We start from the raw sequence: 11,989 nt of genomic DNA, 5'->3' as shown, positions 1-11,989 counted from the left end.
GTGTCCCGGGGGATGGGCCCGAGCTCGTTCGCCCAGGTCGGCGGGGTCAGAGCCAGCTCCCCGCCGCGGCGGGTCATCGCGGCGGCCAGCTCTGTGTGCCGGCGACTGAGCTCGACGCGCCAAGCCGCGGGGGTGCGGATGTCCGCCAGCACGGTCCTGTCCGCGACCCACGCCGGAAGCACGGGCCGCCCCTGGCTGGTCGTGTGATCGGGGCGGGCTGCCGGCACGAGGGACCGGAGGCGTTGTTCCCGCTCGAGGCGGGACAGCACGGCCCGGTGCTGCCAGACACGGGCTTGCGCCGCGTCGGCCGGTCCCGTGCCGCGGGCCTGACCGGCCGGGCCCCGCTGGTAGGTCTCCTCAGCGGCCCGGTCCGGGGCCATGGCCGCCCGGGTGGCCTGCTCGTCGGCCAGCTGCCGCCCCACCCAGGCCAGACGCCGCGCGTCGTCGTCGCGGTCGGCGGCGGACGGGACGAGCCGGTCGCAGGCGTCGGTGTTCTCCTGGAGGCGGGCAGCCAGCGACTCGTCGGAGAGGTGCCCGTACAGGCGCCGGTGCCAGGGCGCGGTGGTCCCGGCCGGGGCGCTGACTGTGTCCCCGGCTTCCCGCTCGACGGCGGTCAGGTTGGCCCGCGCCCGCCCGGCCAGACGGTTTAGGTGCTCGTCGGACACCCCGGCCAGGGGTCGCTCAGTCGCCGCGGCCCGGATCTCGGTGCCGGTCTCGACGCGCTGGTGGATCCGCCAGGCCAACGCGTCGGCGGGGTGGTGGCGTTCGAACAGGCTCGGATCCCCGGCGCGGGTGTCCCACGCGTCACGGGTCAGGGCCTCGACGTCGTACCCGGCCTCGTGCGCCTCGCGGATCGTCTCGGCCAGGTGAGCCAGCCCGTCGGCGTCGGCGAGGACGGCGCCGGCGGCCGGCGCCGCGAGGCTGGTCCGCACAATCACCGCGGCGCGCGCCTCGTTGGCCTGGACCTCCACATCCACCAGGGCGGCCCGGGCCGGTGCGGTCGCGCGGGCCTGGACCCGGGCCGCGGCGGTGACTTCGTGCGCGGTCAGGTTGGTGTCGTGGTTCCCGGCGATGGAGGCCAGGGCCTCGGTCATCGTCTCCCCGTCCCCCAGGGCGACGTAGAACCGGTTGGACTCCCGGCCACGGGACCCGGCGACGTAGGCGAGCGACCGGGACAGCCGGGAGTCGACGAGGGCGTGCGTGGTGTCGCACGTGGTGCCCTGGGTGCGGTGGATGGTGTGGGCGTACCCGAGCATCGTGTTCTGCGCGACGTACTCGGCCGGCAGGTCGATGGCGCCGTGGTGGCCGGTGTGGGTGACGGCCAGGGACCCATCGGGGCGGATCGCTTCGACGGTCCACACGTCGCCGTTCTTGACGAAGTCCTTGCCCTCGTGCAGGCCCATCCGCCGGTCGTTGCGGCGGGTGACGACCAGGTCGCCCACGTGCGCGGCCAGCCCGTCTCGCAGCGGTGCCGACGTGGTGGGGTCGAGTTCGCCGGTGGAGAGGCGGAACGCCTGGGCGCGAGCGTTCAGCTCGGTGACGGTGGCGTTATCGGAGGCGGCCATGATCGCGTTCTTCCCGGCAATCGTGTCGGCCTGCCATGCCTCATACACCGCTGACGTCATGGTCTCTTTGTCCCCGGCCTGCAGCCGGCCGTGCTCGCGATAGAAGCCCCATGGGTCGTCGGTGCCGACGGCGGGGGGTTCGCGCAGCGCGAGGGTCGCGGTGTCCTCGCCCCGGGTGCGGAACCGGTGCAGGTCCTCAAGGTGGACCGCGGGTGTCTGGCGGTCGAGCAGGCGCAGCGCCCCGCCGGCGCCGACGGCGGAGAGCTGCTGATCGTCCCCTAGTGCCCGCACGACCGCCCCGTGGGCTTCGGCGATGGTCACGGCCTCGGCGAACAGGCGGGTGGAGACCATGCCAGCCTCATCGAGAATGATGACGTCTCCGGGCTGCACCACCGGCCCAGCACCGCCGGCGGCCGCTGTGCGGGCGCCGGGTTGGTGTGCGAGGACGAACGCGTCGATGGTCGTCGCCGTCGCGCCGAGTTCGTCGCTCATCACCTTCGCGGCCGCGGCGGTCGGTGCGAGGCCGATGACGTTTCCGCCGGCCTGCCGGACCGTGTCGGCGGTCAGGCGCAGCGCGGTGGTCTTGCCCGCGCCGGCCGGGCCGATCCCCAATGACAGGAGCTTGCCGCTGGTCGCGAACTCGCGGGCCATGGCCAGCTGACCGGCGTTGAAAACGACGTCCTGCCGGGCCAGGGCCGCCTGAAAGTTCGCCTCCACGGCGGCGGGGATGACGGTGGTGCCGGCGGCCGTCAAGAGCCGGTCCTCGCTGGCGATCACCGCGGCGGAGGTCCACATCCTCCGGTGCGGGCGCGTGTACTTGGAGACCCCGTCGGCGCGGGACAGGGCCTCGAGGGTGGGGCGCGCCTCTTGCGGGGTGACCGAGAGGGAGTGGTGGTTCAGGGCGGCCTCGACGATCGCCGCGTGCAGGTCGTCCGGGGCGGCCTGCCCACCCAGACGGGCGGTCAGCCGGCGGGTGGTCTCGGCGATCACGTGCTGCTCGCCCCACACCCCGCGGTCCAGCTCGAGGCGGGCGATGACCTCCCGGGCTTCGGTCATCGGGTCGAGCATCGCCGCGTGCGCCACGGGCTCGGGTTCCCCGGCCCGGACCATCTGGGACAGCCCATCGAATCGGTGCTCCCGTGCCGTCTCGACCGCGGCCGCGCCGACCTGCACCCCGGGCAGCTGCCCGTACGTCTCGGTCCATCCCTCGACCAGGTCAGCCAGCCGACGGGTCTCCGGCTTGTGGGGTCGGGTCGCCAACGTCGCCTGCTGCGCGAGGGCGATCTGCTGCTTCTTGGACGGCTCGTACCCGTTGCGTTCGACGAACTCGTCACGCAACCGGGCCAGCTCGGCGTCGATGCTTCCTCGCCGGGTGGAGGCGGCCTCGATCGCGTCGACGGGCACCCCGGCGATCTCGTACACGGGCCGGTCCCCGCCGGCGGTGTACCGGCGGACGGTGCCCACCCCGAGGCGTTCGCACACCTTCTGGGTGACCAGCCGGTTGTACCGCTCCGAGGCAGCTACGCCGAACTGGTAGAGGGGTCGTCCGTCCAGGGCGGACCACTTCCCGTCGGCTCCGCGGACCTTGTTCGAGACCACGACGTGGTCGTGCAGCTGCGGGTCCCCGCTCCGGGAGTCGTAGTGCCGGAACCGGGTGTAGACCAGGCCCCCGTCGACGTCCTCGACCCGCACCCCGTTGCGCCCGCGCCGGGTGTAGGTCGCTTCCTTCTCCAGCCAGCGCATCGTCTCTTCGATGGCCTCGTAGTGGGCCGCCTCGATCTGGTGGCGGGCGTCCTGGCCGCCGACGCCCCACAGCACCGACACCGACTTCGCCGGCGCGAACACCAGGTCGTATCCGGCCACAGTCTGCGACGTGGGCTTGGCCTGAATGGTCTGGAACCGGCCTAGTTCCTCGGCGCTGGCCGGGTTCCGTCCGTGGGTTTCCCGGAACAGCTGCCCGGCGACTTTCGCCCGGATCTGCCTGCGCGTGTCCGCGTCCGGTTCGGCCCCGAACCGGCGCTCGTGGTCGGCCAGGGCGGTCGCCGTGCGGGTGTTCAGCGTTTCGTCCGCCACGGTGGGGCGGCGGAACCGCTGACCCAGCCGAACGTCCTTCTCGTCTGCCCCGCCGGCGATCATGGCGGCTGCGTCCGGGTGGATACCCTCCCCGAACAGGGCGGCCATCTGCGCCTCGCTCACCTCACCCGAGACGCCGAGGTGGGCCGCCCCGAGGCCGCCCCATTGACCCGGCGGCATTCCGTCGACGGTGTAGTAGTCCCCCAGCTCGCGGGTCTTGTCGCGGATCTGGTCGCCGGTGGCGACCTCGTTGGTGTAGTAGGCGTAGCCGTCCCCAGCGCTGAGCTTGTGGACGGTCATCACAGCCCGAGAATACCCGCCGGGAGGCCGACCGTCATCATGATGCAAGAGGTGTGACGATCAAGGAGTGTTCAGCGTGTCCGAAGAATGAGGAATCAGCCGCGATGATCACGGAAGGATGGGCCATCACGATGGTGATGCGGTTCTGCACATGAGAATGATGCGGTGGGAAACATGCTCTTCGTTTTCCACCGCTCGTTCGATTGTGTAGAACCGTGAGCGGTGGTGGGTTGATCGGTGGTGGGCAGGTACGAGACCGGAGGAAGATCTCGGAGCTGTCCACGGCGGATCATCGCAGCGCTCAGGATGCGCTCGGAGTCCTGAGAGCCCGAGGTGGGTCCAGACCTGAGTTTGGTCTGTCACCGCCTCGCTGACCGTTAGGTCCTCCGGTTGGAAAGTACAGGGGGCGGTAGCCTGCTGGTGACGGCATTGTCGAACTGGTGGGAGGCAGTCATGGCAGCACAACGGAAGAGTGGCAAGGCGCTGGAGGCGCGTCAGTCGGCACGGGCCCGAGCGGCCGAAAGGGTCGCCAGGGCCGAGAATCTCGAGAAGCTGGCGGCGACCTACTTCTCACATCTGGACGGCGCGGACGACGCGCGCGCCAGGGCCGAGATTGCAGCGCAACGCGAGATCGATAAGGGCGAGAAGCAGGCGGCCGGCTCGCTCGCGAAAGCCGACGACGTCGCACGCGACATGCTCGCCACCGGTGAGCCGGTCGCCGGGGTTGCTGAACTGCTCGGGTTGAGCGCTGCGGCGGTGCGCCGCCTCGGTAAGGCGGGCGAACGGCCCGTCGACGACCAGCGGGATGAGCGCGGGGGCGAGGCAGGCAAGCCCGCGGATGCTGGCGATGGTGAGGCGGCCGCCGGCGACGCCAACGATGCGGTTCCGGCCGCGTAACACCGACACAACGAAGGAGGGTCCCGGTCCACGCTGCGGGGCCGGGCCCTCCTTCGGTTCGCGTGGTGACCGACTAGGGCGTGTCTCCTATATTCACAGTGAGGCTCGCCCTAGAAGGGTGCACGCTGACGATCGATACCGTGGGGTAATGCCCAACGCGAAGTTCGACACCGTGCTGATCAACGGGAGCGTCGGCACAGGCAAGACGACAACCGCTGAGGTGCTCGGCGACGAGGTTATGCAGCGCGGCATCCCCGGAGCGGTGATCGACGTCGACTGGCTACGCCGATCGTGGCCCTCGCCACCCAGCGACCCGTTCCGGACCGCGCTGGCGCTGGAGAACATGCAGGCGATTGCCGCGAACTTTCGCCGCGCCGGCGCTCGGCTGCTCGTCGTCGCTACGGTCGTCGAAACCATTGACGAACTTGAACGAACTGCTGCCGCGCTGGCCGTGAGAAGGATGCTGCACGTTCGCCTGACAGCGTCGCCAGACGCGGTCCTCTCGCGGCTGACGAGACGGCACAACGACGACGAGGCGGCGCTGCGCTGGCACGCACAACGTCACCCCGAGCTGGCGGACATCCTCGATCGAGCGGGCTTCACCAACGATCTACGGGTCGACACGACCGACAAGTCGGTCGCAAACGTTGCACTCGAGATCCTCGCCGCCAGCGTCGAATGAGACTCACCACCAGATCCGAATGACCCATCCGCCCAATGGGAGACACTCCCTAGAACAGTGTCGGTTCGTCGAGGTTGTAGCCGGCGGCGATGGCGGCGATCGCTGCGGCGTCGTAGCCACGGTCGCGCAGCACGTCACGGATCGCGCGGGAGGTCTGCGCGATCCGTGACCGTCCCAGGCCGGCGATGCCCCACGGGGCGGCGTTGGTGTCGCGCAGAGCGCGCGCCCGGTCGGCCATGTTCAGCGCGTGCGTGCCGGTGACCAGGTGTGTCTGGGCGTCGGTGGTGGCGCGCACGCACAGCGGCCGGTCGCACAGATGACGCATGAACAGTGACTCGTCGACCTCCGCCCCCGTGGCCAGGTGCCAGGCGAGGCGGTGCGGCCGCAACACCCGTTGACCGTGCTCGGTCCACATCCAGAACCGGCCGTAGCCGTCGTCGCCGATCGCACCGGACCAGAGCCAGCAGTCATCCGCGGCCGGGCCCTTCACGATGCGCTCCCAGAAGCGGGTGACGTCCGCTGCGGTGAGGTTCATCGGTCGAAGTCCCCCGCGCATGTCGACGCCGACCAGACCCCGCGCCCATGGGTGCGCGCGTCGTCTTGGGCACGCTGGTAGGCGTCGCGCCGGTTGAACGGATGGGCCCGGTCGTAGGTGTAGACGACGGCGGCACCCTCATGGATCAGCTCGGCGCCGACGTCGCGACCGTCGAGCTGGAGGTAGGCGAGCCTGCGCCCGTACGCGTCCATCTCGGGTTGGCCGGGGTCGGCCTCGACGGTGACGACGTGCCCGGCAAGCTGGGCGCGAGCGTGGGCCGCGGACGCGTCGCCGTGGCAGTCGGCACGATGGCCGTCGTGGGAGATCTCCGGTGCGTTGAGGCCGACGAGACGGACGCGCTCAGCGCGGCCGCTGATCGAGACGTCGACGGTGTCGCCGTCTATCACGCGGGTCACGGTCCCCGTCTGTCCGTTCTGCTGCGGGCCGGTGCTATTAGTGGCCACCTGGCATCCGGCCATCAGGTACATGAGCACGGCGGACCCGGCCACAACGGCGATGCGACGAGCGGTCATCATCCGGCGCTCCATTTCGTTCGTCCCGTTGTCGCCACCGCCCCGGTAATGCGAGAGGGCCGGCACAGCTTCAGCTGCGCCGGCCCTCTCTGTTTTCCTCGCCAAAGGAAATCCAGGGGTGGTGCTCTCAGTCGAGGTTCGCCGGGGGGTAGACCAGGTCGACGATCGAGTCGATGACCGGGCCGGGCTCGTGGTGATCGACAGCGGCCTCGAGCGGGGTGTGTTCGATGATGGCGACCGGGGTCGTGGGGTGGATCAGGTCGGCGCTCATGCGCCCACTGTAGCGCCCGGGTCAGACAGCCGCCTGGGCTCGAGCGGGGTGGTGGATGAGGCCGGCCTGGTCGTCGTCTTCGATGTGCACGATGATCGCGTGCCCGGTCGCGCGGATCCGCGCCGCGGTGGTCTCGATCAGGAACACGGGAGCACCGCCGGGCGCGCTGGTGCCGGCGGACCAGGTCGTGGGGGCGGTGTGAGACCAGCCGGCGGCGGTGAGGACGTCGACGACGTCCTGGTCGGTGACGTCGTCCCCGGTGATGGTCGTTCCCGTGCCGGGGGTGTGTTCGATGGTGAGCTGGTGCGCGCACATCATGAACCTTCTTCGTCGCGGGTCCGCCGGTGGGGCTGGGCCGCCCTCTCGGGCGGCCCAGCGGTGGTCTAGTCGTCGAGGGGATCCATCAGGGTGATGACCGGGGCGGGGGTGTCGCCGGGTCCGCAGCGCATCACGATGAGGAACGTCTCCCCGGTGGCGGGCTTGGTGTAGGTGAAGGCGCGGCGGTCACCACGCGGGCCGGTGCGGGCCTGCTCGACGGCTTCGTTGAGCAGCATCCGGATGTTCAGCTCCTGGGCGGCGCCGCTGGTCTCACGGATCACCCCGATCCACACCGCGCGGGTGACGGCCACGGGGTAGGCGAAACCGAACCGCTGGGCGTACTCGGTGATGTCGATCAGGACACCGTCGGCGAGGGCCTGGGCCCGGGTGTAGGAGTGGATGATCTCGGCGTTCTCGAATGGGTTGTCGGTCATGGTCTTCTCTCCTTGGCGAGGTGGGGAACGGTCCGGTACCAGCCGCCCGGCCCTTGCTCTTCCCCATCGTTTTTCCGGCTGGCGAGCTTGCGAGCTGCGGCCGACGGAAAGCCGGTCAACCCGCAAGGGCGGCGGGGGAACGATCCGGTGCGGCGATGGGAGCGACGCAGGAGCGCGTCGTGCCGGATCGTGGCGGAGCCGGCCCCGGAGGGGCTTGACCGGCTTGGAGCGGCCGCGATAATCCGCCAGGACAGCCGGACAAAACGGGGTTCCCGCCGACGGGTGGAGCGCTAGCGGAGGCCGGCGGCGGGGACGGGACAGTCCGAGCGCAGCGAGGCCCGCTACCCGGTCCGAGCGAGCGAGGACCGGCGCCCTGGCCCCGGCGTGGGTTCGGCCGGGGCCAGCCGCCTGCGGTGGTGGGCCCGGCCTTTCGACCGGACCCACCACCTGCGGCTCGGTCAGCTGCGCCGATAGGCGGTACGCCGGTTCGTGGCCAGCGGGTGAACTCCGGCACGGATGCCCTGGCGGATCAGTCCGGCGAGCACGTGGCCGGGGTCGGCCTGCTCGGCGAGGTCCGCCCACGTGTCGGCGTCCGTGCCCATGCCCTTGGTCCACGCGAACATGGCCAGAACCGCGAACAAGTCGGCCCGGTGGCTGGGCGGGGTCATCGTCAGCACGGTCCAGATGACGCCCTCGACCGCGTCGACCCGCTTCCAGTCCGGCACGACCCTGCCGGAGGCCAGCAGCGGCCACCCGGCGGTCAGGTCGTCGCCCAACCCGTAGGCGTCGAACATGATCCAGTCCCGCAGGGGCCGGTGTCCGACCATCGCCGCGACGGTTGCCGCGTCGTCGGGCTCGATCGTCTCCGCCTCCATCAGCGCGGTGATCAGCCGTCGGGCGGCGAGCGTGTCGCGGTGGCGCCGACCGTCGGTCGCGGTGACCGTGTAGGCCCGGGCTGCCCGGTCGATCTTCGCTCCCTGCAGGGCGCTGCCGGTGTAGGCGGGGGCGGTGACGGCGGGCCGTTCGGCCATGCCGTGCTCGGCGCGGGCGGCGATCCCGGCGGCGCTGTGGGTGACCTCGGACCACATCGCCCACACGTCCAGCTCGGGGACGACGGTCCGCCACGCGGCGGGGGCGCAGTGGAACAGGCGGAACAGGTCGATCCCTTCGGCGTTGGCGGCCTCGGTGACCGCGTCGGTCAGGACGCCATACCGGTCCACGTCCCCGCTGTAGAGGGCGACCATCAGCCGGTCCAGCGGGCCGCCGGTGGTGATCGTGTCCACCACGAACAGGGCGAACGCTCGGACGGTGTTCTCGTCCTCGACGTGCTGAGGCAGATCCAGCCGCAGACTCGGACCCAGCTCGGTCCCGTGCCCGGTCATCCCCTGGACCAGCAGCGAGTCGGTCGGGCGACGCCCGGAGGCCAGCTCCATCAGGGCGAGCAGGTCGGCGTGAGTGCGGACGGTGATGCGCTTGGTCATGTCGTGCTCCTTTGGCGAGTCGGGGCTGGGACGGAACCAGCCGCGTCCCTCTCCCCCATTTGTTTTTCCGGCTGGCGAGCATGCGAGCTGCGGCCGACGGAAAGCGGGTCAACCCGCAGGGCGGCGGAGGAGAGAATCTGCCGGCGAGATAAGCGACGCAGGAGCGCGTCGACAGAATCTCGGAGGAGCCGGCCCCGACGAAGGAGGGGCTTGAACCGCTTGGAGCGGCCGCGATAATCCGAAGGACAGCCGGAAAAACAAGGGGGCACCGACGACGTGCCGGAGCTTGCGGAGGCCGGCGGCGGTGACTCATCCGCCCGAGCGCAGCGAGGACCGCTTCCCGGTTCGAGCCCGCGAGGACCGGGCCCCGGCCCCGGCACGCTTCACGCCGGGGCAGGCACGCCCTGGTGGTGGACCCGGCCGCTCGACCGGACCCACCACCCGCTGCGGCTACTTGGTGTCGGCCATGAGTCGTTCGACATCGGCGGGCGTGTATCCCCAGCCGATCAGGGCCGTCAGGTACTCCCCCGCCCCGGAGGGCCGGTTCCGCCACGAGCCGCGATCCATGTCGGCCTCGATGCACCCGATCACCGCGGCGAGGGCCACCATCGTCGGGTCAGTGGTTCGCTTCGCGGCCCACGCGGGGCCGTCCTCGCCCTTGGCCATCCGGATCGACTCGACGATGTTGTGGCCGACCTGGTAGGCGTGCCCGGTGATGCGGGCGGCGATGAACCGGGCCGCGTCCTTGGGCGGGGTCTTGCGGGAGAGCAAGGTGGCCACGAACTCGCGGCGGACCACCTGGGCCGCTTCCATCGCCCGGTTGTTCTCCACCACGGCCCGGCGTTCGGCCTTCTGCTCCTCGGTCATCCCGCCCCCGGCAGCCCCGTAGTCGCCGCTGGTGCGGCGGCGGCTGTACCCGCAGGACTTCCAGTCCAGCACCGCGTAGGAGTGCACGACCTCCCCGGACCAGTCGGTGCCGACGTAGACGGCGTTCGCGTCCTCCTCCGTCAGGGCGACCGGCCCGGTCGGGGACGGCTTCGCCAGCTCGGCCACCGCAACCGCGTCCCCGTCGTAGCCCCACGCGGCGGGGTTGCGGTCCAGAATCGTCAGACCCCGCTCCGTCGCCGTGGCCTGCGCGGTCGCCACGAGCGCGGCACGCTCACGGGACGCCTTCAACCGGGACGCCTCGTGCGCCAGCGACTCCGGGGACCGGAGGGCAACAGCGGTCAACTGCTCCTGCGCCTCGTCGTCGCCGTCGAACTGCGCGAGGACGAGGGCCTGATCGATGGTCAGTCCCGTGGCCAGCGCCTCCGTGGCGGTCGCGTTGGCCTTCACAGCCAGCGTCGTCTCGACGGTGGTCTTGGCGACGCCGACGCGCTTGGCGATCCGGGTCGGGGACACCCCGAGCAGGCTCAGCTGGTGGATCGCCTCCGCACGATCCGTCTCGGTCAGCCCGGTCCGCTGGTCGTTCTCCACAACCTGCCTGGCCAGCCGATCCGCCTCTTCCGGGGTGGCGACCAGATGCACCGGGATGGTGGCCTGTCCGGCCTCGACGGCGGCGAGGGTGCGCCGCTGGCCCATCAGCACCTTCACCGTCCCGTCCTCGCCCCGGTGGGCGACCACGGGCACGAGCACGCCGTGCTCCCTGACGGAGGCGACGAACGCGGGCGTCAGCCCCGCGTCGGCGCGGACGTTGGTGTCCACAGTCAGCGTGGACGGGTCCAGCTCGACGAGCGCGGGCGTCGTGGTGCTCTGGGTGGGGTTCTCGGACATGTCGTGCTCCTTGGCGAGTGGGGGCTGGGACTGGACCAGCGGCGTCCCTCTCCCCCGTCGTTGTGTGCCTGCTGGCGAGCTTGCCGAGCGGCGGCCGACGGAGCCCCGGTCCACCCGAAGGGCGGCGGGAGGAGAGAATCTACCGGCGATGTGAGCGACGAAGGAGCGCGTCGGCAGAATCTCGGCAGGAGCCGGCCCCGGAGCGCCAGCGGAGGGGCTTGACCGGGGTGGAGCGGCCGCGAAAATCCGAAGGACAGCAGGCACACAACAAGAAGAGCCAGGCGGCCGGGGCGGAGCTTGCGGAGACCCGGACGACTGGCTCCCAGTCCGAGCGCAGCGAGGTCAGTCTCCGGGTCGAGCTCGCGAGACCTGGTCCCCCTGCGCCGAAACGCTTTATGCCGGCACGAAGGGGACCCAGCACAATGGGTATACCCCGATGAACTGGTGGGATACTGCCGTACGCGAAGCACGCGGGGAGTGGCTGCGGCCACCCCTCACTGCTAGACACGTGGGGCGCGGTCCACACATGAAACCGGGGGGCAGCATGGCTAGAACATCGAATTTCGCTGCACTGAGCAGCGCGGTGATCAATGCATCAATCGGTGATCGATGGGCAACCGCCCATCGCGAATGGGACCTCGCCTCGGTCGATGAGGACCCCACCGCCAACGCTGAGTGTGTGTGCGGCCAGACGAACCTGCGTTGGCTGTACACGATCGCGAATCTCCAGACCGGCAGTGAGCTGTTCCCCATCGGGAGCTCCTGCATTCAGCTCTTCGAGCGGCCTGACCTCAATCAGAAGGTTACTGTCCTTGAGCGGCTGGTGAAGATCAAGAGGGCAGCGCAATCCCGAGAGAAGATCACTCTGACCAGGGAGTACTTCACCCGCGCCGTCCTCAAGGATCTCCATGTCCGCGGCGCATTCACGCCCGACAAGTTCAACCACTATGACCCCCGAGAGGATTACGACTTCCTGCTGGCCATGTTCAACAAGCGAACCACGATGACCGCTAGCCAACAGAGGAAGACTTCCGTACTGCTCAACCGGAAAGTGGTGCGATTCGTGTCGATTGACGAGCGACTGAAGTAGCTGAAGTCGGCGCGCCCGCGGGCTTGATCGAGTGACC

Annotated in this window: 11 protein-coding genes; 3 read left to right on the top strand and 8 right to left on the bottom strand. The window is 70.4% G+C overall.

The features are described 5' to 3' along the window. The coding region (mobF, locus tag BGP79_RS11090) for a MobF family relaxase (protein WP_076695509.1) at window positions 1-3,938 on the bottom strand (3,938 nt) is incomplete at its 3' end. 453 nt (window positions 3,939-4,391) lie between these two features. On the opposite strand from mobF, the gene BGP79_RS11085 reads away from it, so the two are divergent. Further along, complete coding sequence (locus tag BGP79_RS11085; protein WP_076695507.1) at window positions 4,392-4,835, top strand: hypothetical protein; 444 nt, start codon at window positions 4,392-4,394, stop codon at window positions 4,833-4,835. A 148-nt stretch (window positions 4,836-4,983) separates the two neighbouring features. Further along, window positions 4,984-5,517 (top strand): AAA family ATPase, encoded by a 534-nt coding sequence (locus tag BGP79_RS11080; RefSeq protein ID WP_076695505.1) that lies wholly within the window; start codon window positions 4,984-4,986, stop codon window positions 5,515-5,517. A 49-nt stretch (window positions 5,518-5,566) separates the two neighbouring features. On the opposite strand, the gene BGP79_RS11075 is transcribed toward BGP79_RS11080, so the two are convergent. The 7 genes from BGP79_RS11075 to BGP79_RS11050 form a co-directional block, all read right to left on the bottom strand. Continuing rightward, entirely contained in the window at window positions 5,567-6,052 is a 486-nt protein-coding gene (locus BGP79_RS11075) for a hypothetical protein (RefSeq protein WP_076695503.1), read from the bottom strand. After that, a complete protein-coding gene (locus BGP79_RS11070) occupies window positions 6,049-6,588 on the bottom strand; it encodes a thermonuclease family protein (RefSeq protein WP_158067180.1) in 540 nt (179 codons plus the stop codon). The genes BGP79_RS11075 and BGP79_RS11070 overlap by 4 nt, the downstream gene beginning before the upstream one ends. Window positions 6,589-6,712: 124 nt before the next feature. Continuing rightward, entirely contained in the window at window positions 6,713-6,856 is a 144-nt protein-coding gene (locus tag BGP79_RS16630) for a hypothetical protein (protein WP_158067178.1), read from the bottom strand. Between the two features lie 21 nt (window positions 6,857-6,877). Further along, complete coding sequence (locus tag BGP79_RS11065; RefSeq protein ID WP_076695499.1) at window positions 6,878-7,174, bottom strand: hypothetical protein; 297 nt, start codon at window positions 7,172-7,174, stop codon at window positions 6,878-6,880. A gap of 65 nt (window positions 7,175-7,239) precedes the next feature. Continuing rightward, entirely contained in the window at window positions 7,240-7,608 is a 369-nt protein-coding gene (locus tag BGP79_RS11060; protein WP_076695497.1) for a DUF6573 family protein, read from the bottom strand. A gap of 458 nt (window positions 7,609-8,066) precedes the next feature. After that, window positions 8,067-9,089: a DUF4192 family protein gene (locus BGP79_RS11055; protein WP_076695495.1), complete on the bottom strand. Its 1,023-nt coding sequence runs from the start codon at window positions 9,087-9,089 to the stop codon at window positions 8,067-8,069. A gap of 450 nt (window positions 9,090-9,539) precedes the next feature. Next, window positions 9,540-10,862, bottom strand: a complete 1,323-nt coding sequence (locus tag BGP79_RS11050; RefSeq protein ID WP_076695493.1) for a ParB/RepB/Spo0J family partition protein — start codon at window positions 10,860-10,862, stop codon at window positions 9,540-9,542. Between the two features lie 544 nt (window positions 10,863-11,406). Here BGP79_RS11050 and BGP79_RS11045 point away from each other — a divergent pair. Further along, window positions 11,407-11,952 (top strand): hypothetical protein, encoded by a 546-nt coding sequence (locus BGP79_RS11045; RefSeq protein ID WP_076695491.1) that lies wholly within the window; start codon window positions 11,407-11,409, stop codon window positions 11,950-11,952. Window positions 11,953-11,989 lie beyond the last annotated feature (37 nt).

The sequence above is a fragment of the Tersicoccus sp. Bi-70 genome (assembly GCF_001968825.1).
Classification (GTDB): Bacteria; Actinomycetota; Actinomycetes; order Actinomycetales; family Micrococcaceae; genus Tersicoccus.
The sequence above is the reverse complement of the archived record's forward strand: the minus strand, read 5'-3'. Positions and strand labels throughout refer to the sequence as shown.

Bases quoted from the DNA above. Each gene is read 5' to 3' on its own strand.
- BGP79_RS11050 (WP_076695493.1), bottom strand. From the start codon at position 10,862: ATGTCCGAGAACCCCACCCAGAGCACCACGACGCCCGCGCTCGTCGAG.
- BGP79_RS11080 (WP_076695505.1), top strand. From the start codon at position 4,984: ATGCCCAACGCGAAGTTCGACACCGTGCTGATCAACGGGAGCGTCGGC.
- BGP79_RS11055 (WP_076695495.1), bottom strand. From the start codon at position 9,089: ATGACCAAGCGCATCACCGTCCGCACTCACGCCGACCTGCTCGCCCTG.
- BGP79_RS11060 (WP_076695497.1), bottom strand. From the start codon at position 7,608: ATGACCGACAACCCATTCGAGAACGCCGAGATCATCCACTCCTACACC.
- BGP79_RS11070 (WP_158067180.1), bottom strand. From the start codon at position 6,588: ATGATGACCGCTCGTCGCATCGCCGTTGTGGCCGGGTCCGCCGTGCTC.
- BGP79_RS16630 (WP_158067178.1), bottom strand. From the start codon at position 6,856: ATGAGCGCCGACCTGATCCACCCCACGACCCCGGTCGCCATCATCGAA.
- BGP79_RS11045 (WP_076695491.1), top strand. From the start codon at position 11,407: ATGGCTAGAACATCGAATTTCGCTGCACTGAGCAGCGCGGTGATCAAT.
- BGP79_RS11075 (WP_076695503.1), bottom strand. From the start codon at position 6,052: ATGAACCTCACCGCAGCGGACGTCACCCGCTTCTGGGAGCGCATCGTG.
- BGP79_RS11085 (WP_076695507.1), top strand. From the start codon at position 4,392: ATGGCAGCACAACGGAAGAGTGGCAAGGCGCTGGAGGCGCGTCAGTCG.
- BGP79_RS11065 (WP_076695499.1), bottom strand. From the start codon at position 7,174: ATGATGTGCGCGCACCAGCTCACCATCGAACACACCCCCGGCACGGGA.